This window comes from Nocardioides sp. Soil796 (assembly GCF_001429525.1).
GTDB lineage: Bacteria > Actinomycetota > Actinomycetes > Propionibacteriales > Nocardioidaceae > Nocardioides.
Window position 1 is genome coordinate 1 of the sequence record NZ_LMSQ01000005.1, and the last position, 25,797, is coordinate 25,797.

At 70.8% G+C, this 25,797-nt stretch carries 23 protein-coding genes and 1 pseudogene; 20 read left to right on the top strand and 4 right to left on the bottom strand.

Translation table 11 applies throughout. From position 1 onward, the window contains the following. Positions 1-133 precede the first annotated feature (133 nt). Positions 134-562: a nuclear transport factor 2 family protein gene (locus ASH02_RS02595; protein WP_200959062.1), complete on the top strand. Its 429-nt coding sequence runs from the start codon at positions 134-136 to the stop codon at positions 560-562. 3 nt (positions 563-565) lie between these two features. Here ASH02_RS02595 and ASH02_RS02600 read toward each other — a convergent pair whose 3' ends face one another. Further along, positions 566-961, bottom strand: a complete 396-nt coding sequence (locus tag ASH02_RS02600) for a VOC family protein (RefSeq protein WP_056686131.1) — start codon at positions 959-961, stop codon at positions 566-568. A gap of 195 nt (positions 962-1,156) precedes the next feature. On the opposite strand from ASH02_RS02600, the gene ASH02_RS02605 reads away from it, so the two are divergent. Continuing rightward, complete coding sequence (locus tag ASH02_RS02605) at positions 1,157-1,474, top strand: single-stranded DNA-binding protein (RefSeq protein WP_235530231.1); 318 nt, start codon at positions 1,157-1,159, stop codon at positions 1,472-1,474. Here ASH02_RS02605 and ASH02_RS02610 read toward each other — a convergent pair. Continuing rightward, positions 1,449-2,534 carry a DUF1015 family protein gene (locus tag ASH02_RS02610; protein WP_056686135.1) on the bottom strand — a complete coding sequence of 362 codons (1,086 nt, stop codon included), beginning with the start codon at positions 2,532-2,534 and terminating at the stop codon, positions 1,449-1,451. The genes ASH02_RS02605 and ASH02_RS02610 overlap by 26 nt on opposite strands. A gap of 64 nt (positions 2,535-2,598) precedes the next feature. Here ASH02_RS02610 and ASH02_RS02615 point away from each other — a divergent pair, with 64 nt between their 5' ends. The 11 genes from ASH02_RS02615 to ASH02_RS02665 all read left to right on the top strand — a co-directional run bounded on the left by ASH02_RS02615 (position 2,599) and on the right by ASH02_RS02665 (position 16,261). Continuing rightward, a complete protein-coding gene (locus ASH02_RS02615; protein ID WP_235532643.1) occupies positions 2,599-3,618 on the top strand; it encodes an HAD-IIA family hydrolase in 1,020 nt (339 codons plus the stop codon). A 4-nt stretch (positions 3,619-3,622) separates the two neighbouring features. Next, on the top strand, positions 3,623-4,003 hold the full coding sequence (locus ASH02_RS02620; protein ID WP_156393730.1) for a hypothetical protein: 381 nt from the start codon (positions 3,623-3,625) through the stop codon (positions 4,001-4,003). A gap of 5 nt (positions 4,004-4,008) precedes the next feature. Further along, entirely contained in the window at positions 4,009-4,848 is an 840-nt protein-coding gene (locus tag ASH02_RS02625) for a TlyA family RNA methyltransferase (protein WP_056686141.1), read from the top strand. After that, positions 4,845-5,789, top strand: a complete 945-nt coding sequence (locus ASH02_RS02630; protein WP_056686144.1) for an NAD kinase — start codon at positions 4,845-4,847, stop codon at positions 5,787-5,789. Before ASH02_RS02625 ends, ASH02_RS02630 begins: the two co-directional genes overlap by 4 nt. Continuing rightward, on the top strand, positions 5,786-7,537 hold the full coding sequence (recN, locus tag ASH02_RS02635; RefSeq protein WP_056686147.1) for a DNA repair protein RecN: 1,752 nt from the start codon (positions 5,786-5,788) through the stop codon (positions 7,535-7,537). The genes ASH02_RS02630 and recN overlap by 4 nt, the downstream gene beginning before the upstream one ends. 123 nt (positions 7,538-7,660) lie before the next feature. After that, the gene (gene steA / locus ASH02_RS02640) at positions 7,661-8,863 is read left to right on the top strand and encodes a putative cytokinetic ring protein SteA (protein ID WP_056686151.1); all 1,203 of its coding nucleotides are present in this window, start codon (positions 7,661-7,663) and stop codon (positions 8,861-8,863) included. Further along, complete coding sequence (locus ASH02_RS02645; protein ID WP_056686154.1) at positions 8,860-9,765, top strand: copper transporter; 906 nt, start codon at positions 8,860-8,862, stop codon at positions 9,763-9,765. The genes steA and ASH02_RS02645 overlap by 4 nt, the downstream gene beginning before the upstream one ends. A gap of 87 nt (positions 9,766-9,852) precedes the next feature. Further along, a complete protein-coding gene (locus tag ASH02_RS02650) occupies positions 9,853-11,538 on the top strand; it encodes a CTP synthase (protein WP_056686157.1) in 1,686 nt (561 codons plus the stop codon). 48 nt (positions 11,539-11,586) lie between these two features. Next, positions 11,587-12,195, top strand: a complete 609-nt coding sequence (locus tag ASH02_RS02655; RefSeq protein ID WP_056686160.1) for an NUDIX domain-containing protein — start codon at positions 11,587-11,589, stop codon at positions 12,193-12,195. After that, a complete protein-coding gene (gene xerD / locus ASH02_RS02660; RefSeq protein WP_082564032.1) occupies positions 12,192-13,130 on the top strand; it encodes a site-specific tyrosine recombinase XerD in 939 nt (312 codons plus the stop codon). Before ASH02_RS02655 ends, xerD begins: the two co-directional genes overlap by 4 nt. Then, on the top strand, positions 13,130-16,261 hold the full coding sequence (locus ASH02_RS02665; protein WP_056686166.1) for an ATP-binding protein: 3,132 nt from the start codon (positions 13,130-13,132) through the stop codon (positions 16,259-16,261). Before xerD ends, ASH02_RS02665 begins: the two co-directional genes overlap by 1 nt. On the opposite strand, the gene ASH02_RS02670 is transcribed toward ASH02_RS02665, so the two are convergent. Together ASH02_RS02670 and ASH02_RS02675 are read right to left on the bottom strand one after the other, a co-directional pair. Continuing rightward, a complete protein-coding gene (locus tag ASH02_RS02670) occupies positions 16,245-17,048 on the bottom strand; it encodes an ABC transporter permease (protein WP_056686169.1) in 804 nt (267 codons plus the stop codon). The two genes, ASH02_RS02665 and ASH02_RS02670, sit on opposite strands and share 17 nt — an antisense overlap. Continuing rightward, positions 17,045-18,073, bottom strand: a complete 1,029-nt coding sequence (locus ASH02_RS02675) for an ATP-binding cassette domain-containing protein (RefSeq protein WP_056686172.1) — start codon at positions 18,071-18,073, stop codon at positions 17,045-17,047. The genes ASH02_RS02670 and ASH02_RS02675 overlap by 4 nt, the downstream gene beginning before the upstream one ends. Before the next feature lie 96 nt (positions 18,074-18,169). On the opposite strand from ASH02_RS02675, the gene ASH02_RS02680 reads away from it, so the two are divergent. From ASH02_RS02680 to ASH02_RS02710, 7 genes and pseudogenes are all read left to right on the top strand, one after another. Continuing rightward, entirely contained in the window at positions 18,170-20,764 is a 2,595-nt protein-coding gene (locus ASH02_RS02680; RefSeq protein ID WP_056686175.1) for a DEAD/DEAH box helicase, read from the top strand. A 529-nt stretch (positions 20,765-21,293) separates the two neighbouring features. Continuing rightward, positions 21,294-21,978: pseudogene (locus ASH02_RS02685) on the top strand (ParA family protein); the annotation flags it as partial. Next, complete coding sequence (locus tag ASH02_RS02690) at positions 21,947-22,321, top strand: hypothetical protein (protein ID WP_056686178.1); 375 nt, start codon at positions 21,947-21,949, stop codon at positions 22,319-22,321. The pseudogene ASH02_RS02685 and the gene ASH02_RS02690, both read left to right, overlap by 32 nt. Further along, entirely contained in the window at positions 22,318-23,301 is a 984-nt protein-coding gene (locus ASH02_RS02695) for a segregation and condensation protein A (RefSeq protein ID WP_082564034.1), read from the top strand. The genes ASH02_RS02690 and ASH02_RS02695 overlap by 4 nt, the downstream gene beginning before the upstream one ends. Beyond that, positions 23,298-24,116 carry an SMC-Scp complex subunit ScpB gene (scpB, locus tag ASH02_RS02700; RefSeq protein ID WP_082564035.1) on the top strand — a complete coding sequence of 273 codons (819 nt, stop codon included), beginning with the start codon at positions 23,298-23,300 and terminating at the stop codon, positions 24,114-24,116. The genes ASH02_RS02695 and scpB overlap by 4 nt, the downstream gene beginning before the upstream one ends. Continuing rightward, positions 24,113-24,871: a pseudouridine synthase gene (locus tag ASH02_RS02705; RefSeq protein ID WP_056686182.1), complete on the top strand. Its 759-nt coding sequence runs from the start codon at positions 24,113-24,115 to the stop codon at positions 24,869-24,871. The genes scpB and ASH02_RS02705 overlap by 4 nt, the downstream gene beginning before the upstream one ends. A gap of 84 nt (positions 24,872-24,955) precedes the next feature. Continuing rightward, a complete protein-coding gene (locus ASH02_RS02710) occupies positions 24,956-25,777 on the top strand; it encodes a helix-turn-helix domain-containing protein (protein ID WP_056686767.1) in 822 nt (273 codons plus the stop codon). The last annotated feature ends 20 nt before the right edge of the window (positions 25,778-25,797 follow it).

Sequence of the window (25,797 nt, forward strand, 5' to 3'; positions counted from 1 at the left end):
ATCGACGGCGACGAACTCACCGACGCCGCCACCCGCGCCCAACAACTCGAACAACCCAACTGACATTGAAAAAGGGTGTCCTGCTTCAGCAGGTGACGCTAGGTTCTCCGGCATGAGTGGTGGTGCCGCATCTGTGTCTGCCGACGAGGTGACCGAGGTCGAGGATGTCGTGGACCAGTTCCTGGCGGCATTCACCAGTGGCCCGGAGTGCGTGGCCAGACTGGACGCCGTAGGCGAGCTGTTCCTCCCGCACGCCACGATCGTGACGTTGAGAGCCGAAGGACCGCACGAGGACGACGTCGAGTCGTTCATCGTGCCGAGGCTCGCCCTGCTCACCGAGGGAGCGCTCGAGGACTTCCGTGAGTGGCGGGTCGAGGGGAGCACAGAGGTGCGCGGAGACGTCGCGCACTGGTTCGGGCGGTATGCGAAACAGGGACGTCAGTCAGGTCAACGATTCGAGGGTGGGGGAACGAAGTCCGTGCAGCTGGTCCGGGTTTCCGGTCGGTGGCGGATCAGCGCGGTGGCCTGGCAGGACGATCCGGAGCCCGAGGTTGCTGGCTGAGGTCTAGGCGACGCAGAACTCGTTGCCCTCGGGGTCATGCATCACGACATGACCGAGGACAGTGCCGCGCTCGTCGGCGTACTCCTCATCTCGGAGCTCGGTGGCGCCTGCCTGCACGAGTCGAGCGGCGGTGGCGCGGATGAGCCGCGCGCGCTCTGCGTGGTCCCAGGGCTGTTCGCCCGCCACGCGAATGTCGATGTGGAAGCGGTTCTTCGAGGTCTTGCGCTCGGGCACGCGCAGGAAGCCGATGGCAGGGCCCGTGCCGTCGGGATCGATGATCGAGGCGCCGTCCGGGTTGTCGTAGCCCGGCTCGTGGACGTATCCGAGGGCGCTGCTCCAGAACGCGGCGAGTGCTTCCGGGTCGAGCGCGTCGGCCCCGATGGTCCAGTGCGTAGCCATGCCGGGACAGTACGTGTGGTTCCGGCCACTTGGCGTCCGGAACCGGCGTCGTTCCGCGGCCTCAGGCAGGTCTGCGGTCGGCGTGCGCCGGTTTCGGCGCACAGGTGACTTCGCGTACGGGTTCTCCACAGGCCTGGCCCTGCACGGGACAGGTTGTCTGCGCTGCGCAGCAATCTGGTCGTGGAGGTGATGACCATGACGAATCAGGTCGTGTTGGAAGGGCGGCTCTCGAAGTCGCCGGAAGAGAAGATCCTGCCCAGTGGCGATGCCGTGTGGACCCTGCGCGTCGTGGTGCCGAGACCGGAGGGCGACCGTCCCGGCGTCGACTGGGTCGACTGCTCGGTGTGGTCGGCCAGGCTTCGGCGCTCGGTCGCGAAGTGGGGCGCCGGCGACGTGGTCGTGGTCGAGGGTGTGCTGCGCCGTCGGTTCTTCCGCGTCGGCGGTGCGCCGGTGTCGAGGCTGGAGGTGGAGGCCACTGCGGGCCGACTCATTCGTCGTTCAGTTCCCGCATGAGCACGCCGAGGTGCGGCTTGGGCTGGAAGGAGGTGGCCTTCTGGGGGAGAAGATGACCCGAGAGTGCCGAGCTGTCCACCTGGTCGAACGTCGGGGCCGGCAGGAGCACGCTCACGCCGTGGCCGGCACGGGTGATGGCGTCACTCGCCGAGTGGTGGAACACCAGCTTTGAGGCGTCGACCTGCCACCGGGGGAGCAGCACCTCGTGGAGCCAGGTGATCAGCATCGGCGGTGATGCGGCAGGTGTGAGCGTGGCCCATTCCTGCCCGTCGTGCAGCACCAGCGCGTGCTCGAGCTTGGCCAGCGCCTTGTGGCTCGAGGAGTGCGTGCGGAACCGGTCGCCGTACTCCCGCGCGTTCTCGGCAATCGTGTCCAGGGAGAGGCGGGGGATCGTGCGGTGGATCGCGCACAGCTGCAGCGGGGTGTCGGCCTGGTCGATCAGCATGACGAGGGTCTGGTCCCAGCCGGTGCCGGGTTCGTCCGTGCGAAGCTGTTGCGCAGCGGCGTAGCGATGGTGCCCGTCGGCGATGACGGCGTGGGTGTCGGCCACCTCGGCACGCAGGAGCGAGACGGTGTCCGGGTCGGTGATCCTCCAGATCCGCTGGAGCTGGTCACCGCGATCGGTGTAGACGAGCTGCGGTTCGCCCCGGGTGGTCTCGTGCAACACGTCGCGCACGGACGGTGTGCCGCGGTGCATCAGCAGGATCGGGGCGGGGTTCAACGACATCTCGCGCATCCGGTGCGCCAGCTGCTGCACCTGCGCGTCCTGGACGTCTTCGTGCGCGAAGATGCGCGATTCGCTCGCTGGGAGGTCCACCAGGGCAACCAGGCCACGGATGGTCACCCCGGCGGAGGTGTACTCGTGCACGTAGAGGGCAGGGTCCGGGTCGACGGTCAGGTGTCGCTTGCGACGCCACTCGAGCAGCCGGGCCGGGACCGCCCGATAGGGTCGGGCGAAGATGCGGTGGGACGCCGGATCGCCCACATGACTGTTGGCCAGCCTGAGGGCGCGGAACGGTCGCAGGTCGAAGTGTGGGCGCGCCACCTGCGGGGTTTCCATTCAAATCATCGTAGGGCGCGACCCCCAACGGGTCGTGATCGGGCAATGAACCAGGAGGTCACCGGTGCTCAAGGCATCAGCCGGCCCGCTGGTCGAGATCTTCGACCTGGCCATGCTGGATCTCGACGGCGTCGTCTACATCGGCCCGGCCGCCGTACCGGGCGCTCCGGAGCACCTACGCCGGGCCCGTACGACCGGCATGCACCTCGCCTTCGTGACGAACAACGCGTCGAGGACGCCGGTGAAGGTCGCGCAACACCTCACCGAGCTGGGCGTCGACGCATCCCCGGAAGACGTGGTCACCTCGGCGCAGGCAGCCGCGCACGTGCTGGCCGGGATGCTCGAGCCCGGTGCACCGGTCTACCTCCTCGGCAGCGCCGGCCTCGAGGAGGCGCTCGTCGCCGAAGGCCTCAGGCCGGTCCGCAGCATGGAGGAAGAACCCCTCGCCGTGGTCAGCGGCTACGACCCGGACCTCGTGTGGCGACGGCTCATGCAGGGCGCGGTGCTGATTCGCGACGGGTTGCCGTGGGTCGCCTCCAACACTGACCTGACCGTGCCGATGGACTACGGGGTCGGTCCCGGCCACGGCGTGCAGGTGCGCATGCTGAGTGAGTTCTCCGGTGTGCAGCCGATCGTCGCTGGGAAGCCGCAGCGTCCACTGCTCGACGAGACCGTACGCCGGGTGGGCGGCAGGCGCCCGCTGATGGTCGGGGACCGCCTCGACACCGACATCGAGGGCGCCAACGGGTCAGGGCTCGACTCGCTGCTCGTGCTGACCGGAGTCACCGGGCTCGGCGACCTTGCGACCGCACGGCCGGAGCTGCGGCCGACGTACGTCGCCAGCGACCTCGGGGGACTGTTCGACACTCATCCGGCGCCGACCCGCGACGGTGAGCACGTCGTGCTCGGCGGGTGGCGCGGCGCGGTCCGTGAGGGGCGGCTCTCGATCGAGGGCGCCGGTGCCGACGACGACTGGTGGCGGGTCGCCGCCACGGTCGCCTGGGCACACCTCGACGCACGCGGGCACGCGCTCGACGTGGCCGGTGTCGACCCACCAACCGACGGCGGCGGACAGGTACGGTGACGACATGAGCGTTCAGTTCCCCAAGCCGGGCCCGCCCCTGGGCCGTCCCGACGAACAGGCGCGGCCCGCCCCGGGCGAGCCGAACGCCGGCCAGGCCCCGGTCGAGGTGCCCGAAGAATCCGATGCGTCAGACGTGTTCGAGGCGGACGAACCCACGCCGGTCGAGGACTACGCGGACGGGACCGAGGACCAGTCGGCAGCGGGCGATGCGGAAGAGCACGCACCGGCCGCGACCGCGCACACCGGGAACCACGCGGTGGACCGGGTGCTCGACAGCCTCGACACCCTGGCCGAGAAGCCGGTCGACGAGCACGTCGCGGTCTTCGAGCAGGCCCACGAGCAGCTGCGCGGGGCCCTCGACGGCCCACGCCTGCCGCGCCCCTGACCGCCGTGCCGCCACGACGCCTGCGGCTCGACGCCGAACTCGTACGCCGCCAACTGGCCCGCTCCCGTGAGCATGCCAGCGAGCTGATCGCCGCCCGCCGGGTCAAGGTGAACGGCGCCATCGCCGGCAAGCCGGCCACCGGCGTGACCACCGACGTCGCGATCGTCGTCATCGAGGATCCGGACAGTCCCGACTACGCCTCCCGTGGAGGCCACAAGCTGGCCGGAGCGCTGGCCGCCTTCACGCCCCTCGGCCTCTCCGTCACCGGACGCCGCTGCCTCGACGCGGGCGCCTCGACCGGCGGCTTCACCGACGTGCTGCTGCGCAACGGTGCCGCTGCGGTGGTGGCCGTCGACGTCGGGTACGGCCAGCTGGTCTGGCGGCTGCGCCAGGACGAACGAGTCGAGGTGCACGACCGCACCAACATCCGCGACCTGACCCCGGAGACCATCGGCGAACCCGTCGACCTGGTCGTCGGCGACCTCTCGTTCATCTCTCTCGAGCTCGTCCTCGACGCGCTGATCGGCGTGACCCGTGACGACGGCGACCTCGCGCTCATGGTCAAGCCGCAGTTCGAGGTGGGCAAGGACCGGGTCGGCAAGGGGGGCGTGGTCCGTGACCTGTCGCTGCGCGCCGAAGCCGTCCAGGCCGTCGCCGCGGCCGCCGCCCGACGTGGCTGGGGTGCCAGGGCGGTCACCACCAGCCCACTGCCGGGTCCGTCGGGCAATGTCGAGTTCTTCCTGTGGATGCGCGCCGGGGAGGCGACCATCGGGGCAGACGAGATCACCGCCGAGGTGGAGCGCTCCGGTGCCCTGGGGGTGCCGGGTGAGAGGGTTGACCCGTGACTGAAGCCAGACGCGTGCTCCTGCTGGCCCACACGGGACGTGAAGACGCCCGTGAGGTGGCGCGCGCCTTCTCCAAGGCGTTGACCGACCACGGCATCGTCGTACGCCTGCTGGCCCCCGAGGCGGCCGACCTCGACCTCGATCCCGCGTCCTTCGACCCCGAGATCGAGGTCGTCCCGGAGAGCCCGGCGGCCGCGACCGACTGCGAGCTCGCGGTCGTCATAGGCGGCGACGGCACCATCCTGCGCGCCGCCGAGATCACCCACGGACAGTCCACGCCCCTGCTCGGCGTCAACCTCGGCCACGTCGGCTTCCTGGCCGAGGCCGAGTACGACGACGTCGAGTCGACGATCCAGGCGATCATCCACCGCAACTACACGGCCGAGGAGCGCCTCACCCTCGACGTGTCGGTCTACCGCGACAAGGAGCTGGTGGCCAGCACCTTCGCGCTCAACGAGGCGAGCGTCGAGAAGGCGGCCCGCGAACGCATGCTCGAGGTGGTCGTCGAGATCGACGGCCGACCGCTGTCTCGTTGGGGCTGCGACGGCGTGGTCTGCGCGACCCCGACCGGCTCCACGGCGTACAACTTCAGTGCCGGCGGACCCGTGGTGTGGCCCGGCGTCGAGGCACTCCTGATGGTGCCGATCAGCGCCCACGCCCTCTTCGCTCGACCCATGGTCGTGGCGCCCACCTCGGTCCTGGCCGTCGAGGTGCTGGCCCGCACCGAAGGAGCCGGCGTGCTCTGGTGCGACGGGCGCCGCACCGTCGACCTGCCCCCCGGTGCGCGCATCGAGGTACGCCGCGGAGCCTCGCCGGTGCACCTGGTCCGACTGCACCAGGCCCCGTTCACCGACCGGCTGGTGGCCAAGTTCGGGCTCTCGGTCGAGGGCTGGCGTGGCGCCTCCGAACGACGTCGGCGCAATGGCGGTGGAGAGTCGTGATCGAGGAGATCCGCATCCAGTCGCTGGGCGTCATCGACTCCTCGACCCTCGAGCTCGGCCCCGGCCTGACCGTCATCACCGGTGAGACCGGTGCCGGCAAGACCATGGTGGTCACGGCGCTCGGACTGCTCCTCGGCGGTCGTGCCGATCCCGGAGCGGTGCGTTCGGGCGCCCGATCGGCACGGGTCGAGGGAGTCGTCGACGCCTCGTCCCTGCCGTCCTTCCTGACCGAGGTCGACGACCTCGGCGGTGAGGCCGAGGACGGCCGCGTCGTGCTGGCCCGCAACATCGCGGGGGAGGGCCGGTCCCGTGCCTTCGTCGGGGGAGCCTCCGTGCCCGCCTCACAACTGGCCGAGGTCACCGACGGCCTCGTCGCCGTGCACGGCCAGTCCGACCAGCACCGCTTGCTCAAGCAGGCGGCGCAGCGCCGCGCCCTCGACCTCTTCGGGGGCACCGACGTGCAGAAGCTCTTCGACCGCTACATCGAGTCGTATGCCGCACTCGCGGCCACCGAGGCCGAGCTGGTCGAGGTGGTCGCGTCGGCCCGTGAACGCGCCCGTGAGGCCGACCTGCTGCGCTTCGGCCTCGAGGAGATCGAGGCGGTCGACCCGCAGAGCGGCGAGGACGACGACCTGGCCGCGGAGGAGTCCCGCCTCGGCTTCGTCGACACGCTCAGGACCGCCGCCGAGCAGGCGCGTGAGGCGCTCTCTGCCGAACAGGGTGGCCCCGACGCGCTCGGTGCGGCCGGCGCGGCCCGACGACTGCTCGACGGCGTACGCGACCACGACCCCGTCGCAGCCGGCCTGGCCGACCGGCTCGCGGAGGTCACCTACCTGCTCTCCGACGTGGCCGCCGACGTCGCCTCCTACGCCAGCGGCCTCGACATCGACCCCGCCCGCCTGGCCGTGGTCTCCGAACGCCGCGCGGCACTGACCGCGCTGACCCGCAAGTACGGCGACACCGCCGACGAGGTGCTGGCCTGGTCGCAGGAGGCGTCCCGCAAGCTGCTCGACCTCGACGGCACCGACGACCACATCGCCGAGCTGAAGGCCGACCGGGTCCGACAGCGCGACGAGCTGGCCGAGACCGGTGCCGCACTGTCACAGGCCCGCACCGAGGCAGCACGACGACTCGGCACCGTGGTCTCCGACGAGCTGACCCTGCTCGCCATGCCGCACGCGAGTGTGGTGGTCGACGTACGCCAGCGCGAGGTCGACGCCCCGGACGACGTGGAGGAGGCCGGGTCGCCGCTCCCGGTCGACGGGCGGTGGGTGCGCTACGGCTCCAGCGGTCTCGATGACGTCGAGATCCTGCTGGCCGCCAACAAGGGCGCCGATGCCCGTGCCCTGCACAAGGGTGCCTCGGGCGGTGAGCTGTCCCGGGTGATGCTGGCCCTCGAGGTGGCCCTGGCCGAGACCAGTCCTGTCCCGACGTTCGTCTTCGACGAGGTCGACGCCGGTGTGGGCGGCAAGGCGGCGGTCGAGGTCGGCCGTCGACTGGCCACCCTGGCCCGCACCTCGCAGGTGCTGGTGGTGACCCACCTGCCCCAGGTGGCGGCGTACGCCGACCGGCACGTCGTCGTGGCCAAGTCCAGCGACGGCACGGTCACCACGTCCGGACTGACCGTCCTCGACGACGCCGAACGGGTGCGCGAGCTCTCCCGCATGCTGGCCGGCATGGAGGAGTCCGACACCGCCCTGGCGCACGCCCAGGAGCTGCTCGAGACGGCGCGCGCGGCCCGTTCCTGACTGACGCTCCGAAGCCCACTGGAGCGGCGCGTCGGGGCCCGGGTCCCGTGACGGGGTGCAACGGGTCACGCTCCGCGTGGCCTCCCGAATCCGCAGGGGGCCGCGTGCCACCATGAATCGGTCATGAAATTGCCCACTCGCCAGCCGCGTGAAGCCGCGCCTCCCGGCATCGTCGGGACCGCCCGGGTCGATCGCCGCACGCCCACCCTGCTCAGCCGCCTCGAACCCGGTGACATCGCCGTGCTCGACCACCTCGACATGGACCGGGCGACGGCCCAGCGTCTCGTCGACGCAGAGGTCGTCGCCGTCGTGAACGCCTCGCCGTTCATCTCCGGTCGCTACCCCAGCCAGGGCCCCAAGATCCTGGTCGACGCGGGCATCACCCTGGTCGACTCGGTCGGACCGGAGTCGTTCCGTGCGCTCAAGGACGGCCGCAGCGTGCGGCTGCACCAGGGCTCGGTCTTCGCCGGTGAGGAGACGGTTGCCAGCGGCCGGGTGCTGGACGCCGACCTGCTGAACATCGAGCTCGGCGACGCCCGCAGCGGCATGGGCAGCCAGCTCGACAGCTTCACCCACAACACGTCGGAGTTCCTGCGTCGCGAGCAGGACCTCCTCCTGCACGGCAGGGGCGCGCCGCGCCTCGGCACGAAGATGGCCGGACGTCCCGTCGTGGTCGTCGTGCCCGGTCCTGACCACGAGGACGAGCTCAAGGGGCTGCGCCGCTACCTGCGCGAGCAACGCCCGGTCCTGGTGGCCGTCGACGCCGGTGCCGACGCGCTGCTGGCCGCCGGCATGAAGCCCGACGTCGTCGTGATGAGCTCACCGAACAGCGCCGACTCCGACGAGACCCGCGTCTCGCCGAAGGCACTCCGGGGCGCCGAGGACGTCGTGGTCCTGGTCGACCGGGGCACCGGCCGCACTCCGATGGACTCGCTCGAGCGCCTCGGCGTACGCCCGCTGCGCTTCGAGACCGGTGCCACCGCCGAGGACGCCGGCCTCATGCTGGCGGCCCTGGGGGAGGCATCGCTGGTCGTCGCCGTCGGTGCGCACGCCAGCCTCGACGACTTCCTCGACCGACAGCGCGGCGGCCTGGCCTCCACGTTCCTCACCCGGCTGCGGGTCGGCGCCACCCTGGTCGACGCCCGCACCGTCCCCGCCCTGTACGCCGGACGCGTGCGCACGTGGCACCTCTGGCTGATCCTGCTCGCCGGACTGGTGGCGGTGGTGGCTGCCATCGCGGTGACCCCCGTCGGCCAGCAATGGCTCGACGACCTCAGCCCGCACGTTCCGGACCTGTTCGACCGCGTCAAAGGACTTCTCCCGTGATCTCGTTCCGCTACCACGTCGTCTCCATCGTTGCCGTCCTGCTGGCCCTCGCCGTCGGCGTGGCGCTCGGCGGCGGCCCCCTGTCCGAGATCGGGCGGGGCTCCGACACCGCCAGCGAGGTCCGCAAGGACAACCAGCGGCTCAGCGGCGACCTCGAGGAGGCCCGCCTCGTCTCCGGCTTCCAGGACGACTTCGGTGCGACGGTGGCCGGCACCCGGGTGTCCGCCGCACTCAAGGGCCGCCCGATCTCGCTGGTGACCCTGCCCGGCGCCGACGCCAAGCGGGTCGCCGCGCTGACCGCGCAGATCAAGGCGTCCGGCGGCTCGGTCACCGGCAGCTACGCCCTCGGCAAGACGCTGCTCTCGGCAGACGAGGGCTCGCTGGTCGACACGCTCGGCGCGCAGCTCGTCGAGACCACCAAGGACTCGGGCGTCGAGGACGGCGCCTCGACGTACGTCCGGATGGGCCAGGTGATGAGCCGGGCCGTCGCCACCGCCACCGACGCGGGCGTCGCGACCGACACCGGGGCGCGCAACATCCTCTCCAGCCTCACCAGTGCCGACCTGCTGACCACGACCGCTGGTGGCGACAAGCGCGGCAGCCTCACCCTGGTCGTGCTCGGTGACGAGCTGACCGGCACCGGTCTCGACAAGCTGCTCTCGGGCCTGGTGACGGGTCTGGCGCACGGGACCGACGGTGTCGTGGTCGCCGGGGACACCGAGTCCGACACGCTCAGCCAGCTCCGGGACGACTCGGCCGCCGCCGCTGCGGTGTCGACCGTCGACTCCGTGCAGACCCGCTCGGGACAGCTCGCGACGGTGCTCGCCTTGGCCGCGGAGGGCGCCGGTGGACCCGGTCACTACGGCGTCCACGGAAATGACGGGGCCGTTCCGCGGGGCTGATTGCTCCAACAGGCGTTTCCGTTGGTAGCCTAGAACCCCGTAGCAGACACGCAGTTCTCCATACCCAGTCTGACAGCGGGAGTTTCCTTGGCCTCATCGGCGCACACCAAGCACGTCTTCGTGACCGGAGGCGTCGCCTCCTCTCTCGGCAAGGGCCTCACGGCCTCGAGCCTGGGCAATCTGCTCAAGTCACGGGGACTTCGCGTCACGATGCAGAAGCTCGACCCCTACCTCAACGTCGACCCCGGAACGATGAACCCGTTCCAGCACGGTGAGGTCTTCGTCACCGACGACGGCGCCGAGACCGACCTCGACATCGGTCACTACGAGAGGTTCCTCGACACCGAGCTGAACCAGATCGCGAACGTGACGACCGGGCAGGTCTACTCCACGGTGATCGCCAAGGAGCGCCGAGGCGACTACCTCGGCGACACCGTCCAGGTGATCCCGCACATCACCAACGAGATCAAGGACCGGGTCCGCGCGATGGGTGGCGACGACGTCGACGTCGTCATCACCGAGATCGGCGGCACGGTCGGCGACATCGAGTCGCTGCCGTTCCTCGAGTCGGCCCGCCAGGTGCGCCACGACATCGGCCGCGACAACTGCTTCTTCCTGCACGTCTCGCTGGTGCCCTATCTCGGGCCCTCTGGTGAGCTGAAGACCAAGCCGACCCAGCACTCGGTGGCCGCGCTGCGTTCGATCGGCATCCAGCCCGACGCGATCGTGCTTCGCTCGGACCGCGAGGTGCCCCAGTCGATCAAGGACAAGATCTCCTTGATGTGCGACGTGGACAAGGAAGCAGTGATCAACTGCGCCGACGCCCCGTCGATCTACGACATCCCGAAGGTGATCCACTCCGAGGGCCTCGACGCCTACGTCGTACGCCGTCTGAACCTGCCGTTCCGCGACGTCGAGTGGACCGTCTGGGACGACCTGCTGCGCCGCGTGCACCACCCCTCCGAGGAGGTCACGGTCGCCCTGGTCGGCAAGTACATCGACCTGCCCGACGCCTACCTCTCGGTCGGCGAGGCACTGCGAGCCGGCGGCTTCGCCCACGAGGCCAAGGTCAAGATCGAGTGGATCGCCTCCGACGAGTGCGCCACGCCCGCCGGTGCCGCCAAGCACCTCTCCGACGTCGACGCGATCTGCGTGCCCGGCGGTTTCGGCATCCGCGGTATCGAGGGCAAGCTCGGCGCCCTGACCTACGCCCGCACCCACGGCATCCCGACCCTCGGCCTGTGCCTTGGCCTGCAGTGCATGGTCATCGAGTACGCCCGCTCGGAGGCCGGCCTCGAGAAGGCGGCGTCGACCGAGTTCGACGCCGACGCCCCGGAGCCGGTGATCGCCACGATGGAGGAGCAGAAGTCCTTCGTCGAGGGCGCCGGTGACCTGGGTGGCACCATGCGCCTGGGCACCTACCCGGCCCACCTCAAGGAGGGCAGCGTGGTGCGTGAGGCGTACGGCGCGGCCGAGATCGAGGAGCGCCACCGCCACCGCTACGAGGTGAACAACGCCTACCGCGACCAGCTGGAGGCGGCCGGACTGGTGTTCTCGGGCACGTCGCCCGACAACAACCTGGTCGAGTTCGCCGAGCTGCCCAAGGACGTGCACCCCTACTACGTCTCCACGCAGGCGCACCCGGAGCTGAAGTCGCGGCCGACCAAGCCGCACCCGCTCTTCGCCGGGCTGATCGGTGCGGCCATCGAGCGGCAGAAGGAACTGCGGTTCCCGATCGACGAGGAGCTGCACCGCAAGGACGAGCAGGCCTGACGGCTCGCCGGACCCCGCGTTGTCGGGGTCGGGCGATAACCTTCGGGCATGCCGCTGACAGGAGACACCCCCGAGTCGTGGCCGGTCACGTCCACGACCGACCTGCACCGTGACGACTGGGTCGTGGCGTTCCGCTCCGACCAGGTGACCCACCCCGACGACCCCGACGGTCGGTCGTTCCGTCGTCTCGTGCTGGAGCACCCCGGCGCCGCGATGGTGCTGGCACTGGACGACGACGAGCGGGTGCTGTGCCTGCGCCAGTACCGCCACCCCGCGCAGCGGCGTTTCCTCGAGCTGCCGGCCGGCATCTGCGACCACCCGGGTGAGGACCCCCGTGACGTCGCGATCCGCGAGCTCCGCGAGGAGGTCGAGTTCCAGGCGGAGGAGTGGACCCACCTGATCTCCGTGTGGGGCTCCCCGGGCATCTCGGCCGAGCAGCACCACTTCTACCTGGCGCGTGGACTGAGCCGCTGCGATCGCGGTGACTTCGCGCTCGAGGCGGAGGAGGCCGACATGGAGACCCTCTGGGTTCCGCTGGCCGAGCTGCGCGAGGCGATCCTCGACGGCCGGGTCACCGACGGGCCGGTCGCCCTCGCGGTCTTCGCGTACGACGCACGCGTGGGTTCGGGACAGCTGCGTGCGGGGCGATCGCACTGACCACTGACCGGGCAGGCGACGTCACGCGCGCCGTACGCACCTACCTCGACCACCTGTCGGTCGAGCGCGGCCTGGCCGAGAACACCCTGAAGTCCTACCGGCGAGACCTGCGCCGCTACCAGGAGCACCTCGCCCGGGAGAGCATCACCGAGCTCAGCGCGGTCACCGAGGCCGTGGTGGCCGACTTCCTCGTCCGGCTGCGCGAAGGGGATGCCGACCACCAGCCCCTCGGGTCGACGTCCGCGGCCCGCACGGTCGTCGCGGTCCGTGGCTTCCACAAGTTCGCCGTACGCGACGGCCTGGCCGAGCTCGACCCTGCGGCCGCGGTCAAGCCGCCCACCCCCGCGAAGCGGCTGCCCAAGGCGCTGCCGCTCTCGGACGTGGAGGCGATCCTGGAGGCGGCCGGCTCGGGCGGCACCGCCCTCGCCAGCCGCGACCGGGCCCTCCTCGAGGTGCTCTACGGCACCGGGGCGCGCATCTCCGAGGCGGTCGGCCTCGACGTCGACGACCTCGACCTGGTCGACGGCACCGTGCGGTTGCGGGGCAAGGGCAGCAAGGAGCGCGTCGTCCCCGTCGGGTCCTTCGCCCGCGAGGCGGTCACGGCGTACGTCGAGGGCGGCCGTCGTGACCTGGTCGGCAACGGCGCGGGTGGCCCGGCCCTCTTCCTCAACTCCCGCGGCGGGCGGCTGTCCCGCCAGAGCGCGTGGACGGTGCTGGTCAAGACCGCGGAGAAGGCCGGCGTGACCCGTGACGTGTCACCACACACCCTGCGGCACTCCTTCGCCACACACCTGCTCGACGGCGGAGCCGACGTGCGCGTCGTGCAGGAGCTTCTCGGTCACGCCTCGGTGACCACCACGCAGGTCTACACCCTGGTCACCGTCGACAACCTCCGGGAGGTCTTCGCGACCGCCCACCCGAGGGCGCAGGGGTGATGGTCCCGACAGGCCCGGGTCCGGCGCCGCGGCTGCGCGTGCTCGACGGCGTCCTGTGGAACGGCGCAGCCTTGCCGGGGGAGCGGATCGCCGCGCTGCTGGGCACGCTGGTTGCCGAGCCGCGCGGGGTCTCCGACACCCGCATGATCGAGGAGGTGTGGCCCGACAGCCGCCCGGAGCGACCACTGAAGGCGCTGCAGGTGCTGGTCTCGCGGTTGCGCACTGCCACGGACGCGGCGCTCGTCGAGAGGTACGACGGCGGCTACCGGCTCGGGCTCCCGGCCGACGACGTCGACGCGTGGTGCCTGGATCGGGCGGTCACCCGCGCCCGCAGTCAGCTGGCCACCGACCCGACCGCCGCGCTCGCCGCACTCGAGGACACTGCGGGCCTCGTGCTCGCCGACCATCAGGCCCCGGGTCCACTGGCAGCAGTCCGTGCGGCCGCAGCCAGCAGACTCGACGAGTCACGCGAGCTGCGGGGTCGGGCCCTGGCCGCGACCGGACAGTTCGCAGAGGCGCTCCCCCTGCTCGAAGGCGTGCTGCGCCGACGGCCCGACGACACGGGAGCCCGGCTGGCGCTGCTGCGCTCCATCGCCGACACGTCCGGACCGGCCGAGGCGCTCGTGCACTACGAGGCCTACCGCCACGACCTGGGCGAGCGGCTGGGCGTCAGCCCCGACCCCGAGCTGCAACGCCTCCACGGCGAGCTGCTGGCCGCCGACGACCCGGTCCGCACCGGACTCCGCTTCGACGGTGGCGCCCTGCTCGGCCGCGAGGGCGACCTGGCCGACCTGCGCACCGCGCTGGCCAACGGCCGGCTCACCACGATCATGGGCCCGGGTGGCATCGGGAAGACCAGCGTGGCCCAGGCCCTGGCGCGTGAGTCGTCGCTGCCGCGGGTGCACGTGGTCGAGCTGGTCGGCGTCGGCTCCGCTGACGACGTGGTCGCCGAGGTCGGCGCCGCCCTCGGCGTACGCGGCTCGATGACCTCGCGACGGACCCTGACCCCGGCGCAGGAGGCGGACGTCCGCGGCCGCATCGCGCAGTCGCTCGGCGAGGGACCGACGCTGCTGGTGCTCGACAACTGTGAGCACGTCCTCGAGGCGGTGGCCTCACTGGTCGCCTTCCTGCTGGTCTCCACGCGTGACCTCCGGATCCTCACCACCAGCCGGGCGCCCCTGCGGATCGCGGCCGAGCGGATCGTGCCGCTGAGCCAGCTCGCGGAGCAGGACGCCGCCGAGCTGTTCCGGCAACGGGCCCGCGCCGTACGCCCGGATGCCGCGCTCGACCCGACACAGGTGGCCGGCGTGGTGGCGCGACTCGACGGGTTGCCGCTGGCCGTCGAACTGGCCGCGGCGCGGGTGCGCACGATGTCGGTGGCGGAGATCCGGCGCGGCCTCGAGCGTCGCTTCGAGCTGCTGCGCACCCGGGACCGCGGCGCACCGGAACGCCACCGCACCCTCGAGGCGGTGATCGGCTGGTCCTGGGACCTCCTAGACGACGCCGAGCAACGCGCGCTCCGCTGGCTCTCGGTCTTCCACGACGGGTTCGACACGGTCGCCGCCGCATCGGTGATCGGCGCGGGTGCAGCCGACCTGCTCGAGAACCTCGTCGACCAGTCGCTGCTGGTGGTCAGCGAGCACGAGGGCGTGACCCGGTTCCGCTCGCTCGAGACGATTCGCGAGTTCGCCTCGCTCCGCCTCAACGAGGCGGGGGAGCGGGACGCGGCGTGGCTCGCCCAGGACGCCTGGGCGGCAGCGATCGCCGACGACAACGCGTCGATCTTCGTGGCCGTCGACCAGGTCGAACGCGTCCACCGGCTGCGCCTCGAGGAGAACAACCTGACCGACGTGCTCCGGCGAGCCCTGGCCAGGGGCGACGCCGAGCTGGTGGCCCGCCTGGTCGCCTCACTGGGCACCCTGTGGACCATCACCGGCGACCACGCCCGCGTCTTCGCGGTCTCCGACGCTGCCGCGGAGCTGCTCACCGGGTGGGACGCGCCGGAGGCAGTGCAGTCGGTCGCGTGCGAGGCGGCGGCCATCCTGCTGGTGCACCTCAACTGGGTGCCGGGGCGTCCGCTCGAGGAGCTGCGCCGGTCGATGCAGGGCTGGGACGAGCCGGACACACCGTGGGCGAAGGCGGCGTACACGATGTTCGCCGAGCCGGGCAGCCAACCGGACCCCGAGCGACTCGCAGTCCAGGCGAGTGCTGCCGATGATCCGTTGACCGCCGGCATGATGATGATGTGGGCAGCGCTGACCGCGGAGAACAACGGAGACGCGGCCCTGGCACTCGACTACGCCACGCGGGGCCTGACCTGGGCGCCCCTGACCCCCTACATCGAGGCCTCGCTCCACTCGGAGATCTCCCAGCTGCAGCTGGTGCTCGGCGACCACCGGGAGGCGGCGCGGCACGCGGAGATCGCCTGGCCCACCCTGATGCGGCTGCACGCGACTGACGACGCCCGGTCACTGCGGATCACCACGGCACTGGCGCGGTTGGTCGACGGCGACCCGGACACAGCAGAGCGCATCCTCGACGAGGTCGAGGCGATCTCCGAGGGCGTCCAGCTCGGCTCACGCATGACCCTGCAGTCGGCGCGGGCGGAGGTCCGCCTCGCCCGAGGTGACGTGGAGGGCGGGCTGAGGGACTACGACGAGGCCGTGCTCCTGATCGAGGACGCCGAGACCGGCGTCGGATTCACTCCCTGGTTGGTGCTGGGCGCGTCGTGCGCGCTGGTGGCCCGTGTCCACCACGCGCCTCCCGGTCCCGATCCGCGGGCCGACCAGCTGGCCCGGATGATCCGGGCCCACAGCACGCTCGGCGGCCAGCGCCAGGCGATTCCGGACCTGCCGCTCAACGGCATGCTCGTGGTGTCGCTGGGTGCGTGGCTGCTGCGTCACGGCGACCAGGCCGCGCGCGAGGTCGGCGTACGCCTGCTCGCGGTCGGCCAGCGGTGGGCCTACAACCGCACGTTGCCGAGCCTGCGCTGGGAGCTGCTCGCGGCGCTCGCCGAACGCATGACGCCCGGCCGGCTCGACGTACACCTCGCGGAGTACGCCGGCCGGCCGAGCGTCGAGCTGGTGCCGGAGGTCGCGGACCTTCTCGGCACGATCACATCTTCGCGTTGAAGGTGCGAAGCGACAGCGGCGCGAAGATCGCGACCAGGGCCGCGCAGCCGAGCAGCGCCCAGCCGGTCTCGGCGCCGAGGTGACCGTTGTTGGCCAGCTCGCGGATCGCAGAGATCACGTGGGAGACCGGGTTGAGGTCGGCGAAGGTCTGCAGCCAGTTCGGCATGGTGTCGGTCGGCACGAACGCGTTGGACAGGAACGTCAGCGGGAACATCACCATCAGGGAGATGCCCTGCACGCCCTGGGCGCTGCGGCCGATGATGCCGAACCACGTGAAGATCCAGGCGAGTGACCAGCCGGCGATCACGGCCAGCGCGACCGCACCGGTGACGCCGAGGATGCCGCCGCCGGGGCGGTAGCCCATCGCGAACCCGGTGGCGAAGGTCAGCACCGACGCGATCAGGTAGCGGATCAGGTCGGCCACCATGGGCCCGGCGAGCGGCGCGATCCGGGCGATCGGGAGCACCTTGAACCGGTCGAACACGCCCTTGTCCATGTCCTCACGCAGCTGGACACCGGTGGCGACGCAGGCGGTGAGCACGGTCTGGCCGATCAGCCCGGGAATGATGATCGGCAGGTAGCTCGACACGTCGCCGGAGATCGCGCCACCGAAGATGTAGGCGAACATCGCGGTGAACAACAGCGGCTGGATGGTCACGTCGAAGAGCTGCTCGAAGTTGCGGCGCATCTTCATGGTGGCGCGCCAGGCCAGGGTCATGGTCTGGCTGAGCGCGTCGGACACGCTGACCCGCGTCGGCAGGTCGAGGGTGGGGGCTGTGGTGGTCATCGGGTGGTCTCCATCAGGTCGGTGGGGTCGGCGGCTTCATCGGAGGCGTCGGCGCCGGAGGGGTGAGTGTCGTGGCCGGTCAGGGCCAGGAACACCTCGTCGAGCGACGGCTTCTGCACCGTCACCGAGTCGATGGACACGCCGCGGTCGCGCAGTGCCACCAGCACCTCGATGGACTGGTCGGTGCTGCGCAGCGGGATGTTGACCCGTCGGGCCTCGGGGCTCAGGGCGGCCTCGCCGACCATCCGCTGGGCGATCTCGGCCGTGATCGCCAGGTCGTCAGGGTCGTTGAGCTGCACCTGCAGGGTGGAGCGGCCGACCGACGACTTGAGCTCGTCTGCGGTGCCCTGGGCGACCTTGCGACCGTGGTCGATGACCGCGATCCGGTCGGCCAGCTGGTCGGCCTCGTCGAGGTACTGCGTGGTGAGCAGCACCGTGCAGCCGTCGACGACGAGCTCGCGGATGGTGTCCCACATCTGGCCGCGGGTGCGCGGGTCGAGGCCCGTGGTCGGCTCGTCGAGGAAGATCAGCGGCGGCCGGGTGAGCAGGCTGACTGCGAGGTCGAGCCGGCGCCGCATGCCGCCCGAGAAGGCGGAGATCGGCTTGCTGGCCGCCTCGGTGAGGTCGAACTGCTCGAGCAGGGTCATCGACCGGGCCCGGGCGTCGTTGCGGCCCATGCCCAGCAGGCGGGCGAAGAGCCAGAGGTTCTCGGTTGCGGTGAGGTTCTCGTCGACCGAGGCGTCCTGACCGGTCACGCCGATCAGCTGTCGGACCAGGTGCGGCTCCCGACGTACGTCGTGGCCGAAGACCTCGGCGGTGCCCCCGTCGATGGGGAGCATGGTGGCCAGCATCTTCAGGACAGTGGTCTTGCCGGCCCCGTTGGGACCGAGCACGCCGAAGACCTCGCCGCGGCGGATCTCCAGGTCGACTCCGTCGACGGCACGCTGGTCGCCGAACTGCTTGACGAGGGCCCGGGCACTCACGGCCGGGGCGTCGGTGGCCGGGACATTGGTAGGGGGTGTCATGCTCCGAGCGTGGGGGCCGCCGGTTTCACGGTGGCTCCGCGGCGGTTTCATGGCCTCTCGTCGTGGTGGTGTGCGGGCGGGTGATTGGATCGGGACATGACCCGACTCGACGTACCCCTGCCCGCGGACTCCGACGCGGACACGTTGTACGACGCGTTCACCGCGTGGGTCGAGTCGCGGGGGCTGGGCCTCTACCCGCACCAAGACGAGGCAGTCATCGAGCTGTTCTCCGGAAACAACGTCATCCTGGCCACGCCCACGGGCTCCGGGAAGTCGCTGGTGGCCCTGGGCGCGCACTTCGCCGCGCTCAACCGCGACCAGGTCAGCTTCTACACGGCGCCCATCAAGGCGCTGGTGAGCGAGAAGTTCTTCGCGCTGTGCGAGGTCTTCGGGGCCGACAACGTCGGCATGCTCACCGGTGACGCCTCCGTGAACGCGGACGCACCGATCATCGCCTGCACCGCCGAGGTGCTGGCCAACATCGCCCTGCGCGAGGGTGCGGCCGCCGACGTCGGGCTGGTCGTCATGGACGAGTTCCACTTCTACTCCGAGCCCGACCGCGGCTGGGCGTGGCAGGTGCCGATCCTCACGCTCCCGCAGGCCCAGTTCCTGTTGATGTCGGCCACACTCGGTGACGTCAGCCCGTTCGTCGAGGACCTCACCCGTCGCACGAAGAAGCCGACCGTGCTGGTCGACGATGCCGAGCGACCGGTGCCGTTGACGTTCACCTGGGCGATGACCCCGCTGGCCGAGACCCTCGAGGAACTGGTCACGACCCGGCAGGTGCCGGCGTACGTCGTGCACTTCACCCAGAAGGACGCCGTCGAGCACGCCAACCAGCTGCTCTCACCCGGGTCGTTCGGCTCGAAGGTCGTCACCCGCGAGGAGCGCGACGCGATCGCCGAGCGCATCGGGGCGTTCAAGTTCGGGGCCGGCTTCGGCAAGACCCTGTCCAAGCTGGTGCGCAGCGGCATCGGCGTGCACCACGCCGGCATGCTGCCGAAGTACCGCCGGCTGGTCGAGCAGTTGGCCCAGGACGGTCTGCTCAAGGTGATCTGTGGCACCGACACCCTCGGGGTGGGCATCAACGTGCCGATCCGCACGGTGCTGTTCACCGGGCTCGCCAAGTTCGACGGCACCCGCCAGCGCACCCTGCGGATCAGGGAGTTCCAGCAGATCGCCGGTCGTGCGGGCCGGGCCGGGTTCGACACCGCCGGGTACGTCGTCGTACAGGCGCCGGAGCACGTGATCGAGAACGAGAAGGCCAAGGCGAAGGCGGCCGCCAAGAACGCCGCACTCAGCGAAGCGAAGCTGGCCAAGAAGAAGTCGAAGGCCCAGCTGCGCCGGCCACCCGAGGGCAGTGTGGTCTGGACCGAGGAGACCTTCGGTCGGCTGGTCGAGGGCACGCCCGAGGCGCTGGTCTCCCGGATGCGGGTCGACAACTCGATGCTGCTCAACGTGGTGGCCCGCGAGACCGACGCGTTCGCGGTGATGCGCGACCTGCTGCGCGACAACCACGAGGACCCGCGCAACCGGCCCCGTCTGGTCCGCCGGGCATTGCGACTGGCCCGCTCGCTCGTGCAGTCGGGCGTGCTCACCCGGCTGACCGAGGTCGACGGGTTGGGCCGGCGGTTCGTGCTGACCACCGAGCTGCCGGAGGACTTCGCACTCAACCAGCCGCTGGCGCACTTCGCGTTGGCCGCGCTGGACGTGCTCGACCCGGAGGACCCCGAGCACCTGCTCAACCAGGTGTCGGTGGTCGAGGCGGTGCTCGAGGGGCCGCGGCAGATCCTCTTCGCCCAGCAGCACGCCGCCCGCGGGGAGGCCGTGGCCGAGATGAAGGCCGACGGCATCGAGTACGACGAACGCATGGCACTGCTCGACGAGGTGACCTGGCCGCAGCCCCTGGCCGAGCTGCTCGGGGCGACGTACGAGATGTACCGCCAGAGCCACCCGTGGCTGCCGGAGGACGGGCTGGCGCCGAAGTCGATCGTGCGGGAGATGTATGAGCAGGGGATGAGCTTCACCGACTTCGTCGGCCGCTACCAGCTGGCCCGCTCCGAGGGTCTGGTGCTGCGCTACCTCACTGACGCCTACCGCACCCTGCGACACACCATCCCCGACTCGCACCGCACGCCCGAGCTCGAGGAGCTCGTCGAGTGGCTGGGGGAGACCATCCGCCAGACCGACTCCTCGCTGCTCGACGAGTGGGAGGCGTTGACCGACCCGGAGCGGGTGGCCGGGTCCGCGGGGGAGCCCCCGCCGCCTCCACGGCCCCTGTCGCTGCAGGAGCGGCCGTTCCGGGTGATGATCCGCAACGCGATGTTCCGCCGGGTCGAGCTGTGTGCCCGCGACGACCTCGACGGGCTGATGCGGGGCGAACGGGCAACGGCAGACCTCTTCGAGCCACCGCGCGAGATCGGGATGACCCGTAGCCAGTGGGACGAGGCGATCGAGGCCTACTACGACGAGCACGACTCGATCGGCACGGCCGGCGACGCCCGTGGTCCCGACCTGCTGCAGATCACGCCAGGAACCGATCCGGAGCAGGGGCGGGTGTGGGAGGTCCGCCAGGTCATCGACGACCCCGAAGGACACCACGACTGGGTGATCGAGGCAGTGGTCGACCTCGACGCGTCGGACGACCTCGGCCAGGCGATCGTCACGTCGACGGCGATGCGACGACTGTGACCTTTCCTCCACAGGGTTGTGCACAGGTGGCACTTGCCCTGTGCAACTGAGCGCGTGGTTCTGCACAGCTTGTGCACAGATTTCCCCATGAACACAGGGATCTGGGCTCCCGCCTTGTTCGGGTCGGAGCAGTGGCCCTAGAGTCGCCCGCAGGCTCGGGCACATGTCGCCGAGTCGACAATGCACTGGAGTTGGAGGAGCGGTACATGAGCGGCGACGGAAATTTCTCCGGCAGTTTCTCCGGCTTTCCCGGTCAGGCGGGGAGTGGCGCGCCGCAGATGCCTCCCCTGCTCCGACCTCCCGTCGCACCGACTTCCCCCGGAGATGACCACCGCGTGAGCGACCCCATTCCCTTCCAGCCCCGGCAGACCGCACCAGCTCCGAAGGAGACCCCGGCCGAGGCCTTGATCGACGAGCCGGAGAAGCTCGGTCCCACGGGCCGGCCGATGCCGCACCTGCCCGAGCCGGCGCCGGTCACCACCCACGGTGGCGCCCGGGTGATCTCCATGTGCAACCAGAAGGGTGGGGNGCTGGTCGACTTCGACCCCCAGGGCTCGCTCTCGGTCGGGCTCGGGCTGAACCCGCACGAGATGGAGCTCTCCATCTACAACCTCCTCATGGAGCGTGACGTCACCTACGACGAGGTGGTCGTGCCGACCGGCGTCGAGGGCATGGACCTCCTGCCCTCCAACATCGACCTGTCCGCCGCCGAGGTCCAGCTGGTGCACGAGGTGGCCCGCGAGCAGACCCTGTCGCGCGTGCTGGCCCCGGCCCTCGAGAAGTACGACGTCATCCTGATCGACTGCCAGCCGTCGCTCGGCCTGCTGACCGTCAACGCGCTGACCGCCTCCGACGGCGTCATCGTGCCGCTCGAGTGCGAGTACTTCGCGCTCCGCGGCGTGGCCCTCCTCAAGACCACCATCGACAAGGTGCAGGAGCGGCTCAACCCGAAGCTCGAGATCGACGGCGTGCTCGGCACCATGTTCGACGGCCGCACCCTGCACAGCCGCGAGGTCATGGAGCGACTGGTGCACGCCTGGGGCGACACCGTCTTCCACACCGTCATCCGCCGCACGATCAAGTTCTCCGACTCCACCGTGGCCGGTGAGCCGATCACGACGTACGCCTCGTCGTCCGCCGGCGCCGAGTCCTACCGGCAGCTGGCCAAGGAGGTGCTGGCGCGTGTCTCGACGGGTGAGCCTGCCCGCGGCTGACGACCTCTTCCGGCCGACCTCGGCCGCCGCCGGTGACACCCGGGACGCTGCTCCGGCGCGGACCTCCGGGCCGAAGGCGGTGCCCGACGTCCAGCCGGAGGCCTCGGCGGAGTCGGCGCCGCGGAAGCCGAGTGGCCGGATCCGTCACGACGAGAAGATGACGGTCTACGTCACCTCCGACGAGCTGCTCGACATCGAGCACGCCCGGCTGCTGCTGCGGCGTACCCAGGGCCTGGCCGTCGACCGGGGCCGCCTGGTCCGGTCGGCGATCGCGATCGCGCTGGCCGACCTGGAGGAGAACGGCGACGACTCGATGCTGGTCACCCGCCTGAGGGAGTCGTGAGCGAGGCGGACGCCGTGGCCGTGGCGCCTGGAGAAGGTGAGGTCACCCCGGCCTTCGCCGTCCACCTGGCGAACTTCGAGGGCCCCTTCGACCTGCTGCTCAACCTGATCGCCAAGCACAAGCTCGACGTCACCGAGGTGGCACTCTCGACGGTCACCGACGAGTTCATCGCCTACGTCAAGGCAGGCGGTCCGGTCTGGGACCTCGAGCAGACCACGTCGTTCCTGCTCGTCGCCTCCACGCTGCTCGACCTGAAGGCCGCCCGGCTGCTGCCCCAGGGCGACGTCGAGGACGAGGAGGACCTCGCCCTGCTGGAGGCGCGCGACCTCCTCTTCGCCCGGCTCATGCAGTACAAGGCGTTCAAGCAGGTGGCCGGTGTGCTGGAGCAACGTCTGGCGGGGGAGTCGCGCAGGTTCCCGCGTGCGGTGGGCCTCGAGGACCGCTTCGCGACGCTGCTGCCCGAGGTGCTGATCGGCATCGGGCTCGAACAGTTCGCCCGGCTCGCGGCCAAGGCACTGGCCCCCAAGCCGGTGCTCGAGGTCTCGCTGCAGCACATCCACGCCGCCAAGGTGTCGGTCAAGGAGCAGGCCGCACTCGTCATCGAGCGGGTACGCCGCACCGGCACGATCACCTTCCGCGCGCTGTGCGGCGACTCACCGGACACCCTGACCACGGTGGCCCGTTTCCTCTCCCTGCTCGAACTGTTCCGCGAGGGCGCGGTCGGCTTCGACCAGATGACCCCGTTGGGTGAGCTGACCATCCGCTGGACCGGGGACGACGACGCCGAGATCGAGATCACCGACGAGTTCGACGGGGCGCCGCCGGTCGATGACCCCGCCCCCGTCGAGAGCTCCGCGCAGCCCGAACCCCCGTTGGTCGACGACGCCGCGCAGCCCGAACCCCCGCTGGTCGAGGAGGTTGCCCTGCAACCGTCTCGAGACCACTCCGACGCATCCGACCCGAACGAGGACGACGCATGACCGACGAGACCGGTGCCCCGGTGAACGAAGCCGAGCAGACCGAGGCGGAGACCCCCGCCGAGCCGACGATCGACGCCGACACGGCGACCGAGGCCGATGCTGCGCCAGAGGCTGACCCGGAGACGTTGGCCGTCCCGGTCACCGAGCTGCGCCCGTCGCTCGAGGCGATCCTCATGGTCGCCGACCAGCCGCTCGACCTGGTCACCCTCGCCTCCTCGGTCGGCTACCGGGTCGAGGAGACCGGGCAGGCGCTCGCCGGCCTCGCCGCCGAGTACGACGAACAGGGCCGCGGCTTCGAGCTGCGCAACGTGGCCGGCGGTTGGCGGTTCTACACCCGCGACGAGTTCGCCGCGGTGGTCGAGGCGTTCGTCCTCGAGGGTCAGCAGGCGCGCCTGACGCAGGCAGCGCTCGAGACCCTCGCGGTGGTTGCCTACAAGCAGCCGGTGTCCCGGGCCCGTGTCTCGGCGATCCGGGGAGTGAACGTCGACGGCGTCATGCGCACCCTGCTGACCCGTGGCCTGGTCGAGGAGGCCGGCCAGGACGGCGAGACCGGCGCCAACCTCTACCGCACCACGACCTACTTCCTCGAGAGGATCGGCGTCACCGACATCACCGACCTGCCCGAGCTCGCGCCGTTCCTGCCGGACATGGCCGACATGGAGGACGACCTCGCTGCACTCGCCGGTGGCAGCGACGAGGCCGTCGCCGCAGTGGCCGTCGAGACCTCGGGGGAGGCCCCGGGCGACCAGGTCGCGACCGACCAGACACTGCCGGCCGACACGACCGCCGCCTCCGACGAGCCGGTCCGACCGTGAACGACGACGCAGCGGACGACGGCCTGGTCCGCCTCCAGAAGCACCTGGCCCAGTCGGGTGTGGCCTCGCGCCGCAAGTGCGAGGAGATCATGCTCGCCGGCCTGGTCGAGGTGGACGGCGAGGTGGTCACCCGCCTCGGCACCAAGATCGACCCGCGCACCGCGGTGATCCACGTCGACGGCAAGCGGCTCCCGCCGATCAGCCCCAACGTCTACCTCGTGCTGAACAAGCCCCGCGGCATCGTCTCGACGATGTCCGACCCCGAGGGACGCCCCACCCTGAGCGACTTCGTGGCCGATCGTCCCGAGCGACTGTTCCACGTCGGACGGCTCGACACCGACACCTCCGGGCTGATCCTGCTCACCAACGACGGCGACTTCGCCCAGCGGGTGGCCCATCCGTCGTACGAGCTGCAGAAGACGTACGTCGCAGAGGTCGAGGGCGAGGCGACCAAGGACACCATCGCGCAGCTGTTGGCCGGCGTCACCCTCGACGACGGCCCGGTCGAGGTGTCGCGGGCGCGCATCATGCGCACCGGACAGGGCGGCGCCAAGGGCCGCAGCATCGTCGAGCTCACCATCCACGAGGGACGCAACCGGATCGTCCGCCGACTGCTCGACCACCTCGGCCACCCGGTGCGCAACCTGACCCGCACCGCCATCGGTCCGGTGCTGCTGCAGACCCTCAAGCTCGGCAAGCTCCGCGAGCTCACCGCCGACGAGCTCGGTGAGCTCCTCGACGCGGCCAAGCTCTAGAAGGTCAGCGCGGAACATCCCAGTCACCAGGTGACTTGGATGTTCCGTGTTGCTCGCCCGGCACGTCGGCGTACCGTCGTGGACATGCCCGCACCGGTGCTCGCGCCGTACGTCGCCTCGCTCGTGGCGTACGACGTGACCACGCCCGAGCCGGGCATCCATCGCGGGCTCCCGTCGCCGACGCTGACCTTCGTGCTGCCCGTCGACGAGCCCCTCGCGGTGTCGTGGGCGGGAGTGCCGGGGTCACGGACCAGTGGCTGGTCGTCGGTGTCCGGGCTGCACGACCGTCCGGCGCACATCCACCACGGCCGTCGCCAGGCGGGCATCCAGCTGGCGCTCACCCCGCTCGGGGCGCGGGCCCTGTTGGGCGTGCCGCTCGGCGAGGTGGCCAGAGCGCTCACCGGGCTCGACGAGCTCGGTCCAGACCTGCCGCTCGTCCTCCGCCGGCTCCCCGAGCAGGTGAATGGGCTCGCCGACCCGCGTGACCGTGTGCGCCTGGTCGAACGGTGCCTGGTCGAGGCGCTGGCCGCCACCGAAGCACCTGCGCCCCGCGCCGAGGTGGGGCATGCGCTGGCCCGGCTGACCCGAGGCGTCCCGGTGCACGAGGTCGCCGACGAGACCGGCTGCTCCCGGCGCCACCTGACCACCATGTTCCGGGCCGAGTGCGGCGTCACGCCCAAGGTGTTCCAGCGCATTGCGCGTTTCTCGGCCAGCCGTGAGCGTTGGGTGGCAAGCCTTGCCGCGGGTGCCGGCTCGCTGGCCGACCTGGCTGCGACATGTGGCTACGCCGACCAGTCCCACCTGACCCGTGAGTGGAACGCGTTGGCCGGTTGCACCCCGTCGGACTGGGCGCGCGAGGAGTTCCCATTCGTCCAAGACACCGGGGTCGACGACGCGGCAACCTGAGGGTCCGACGACGACGAAGG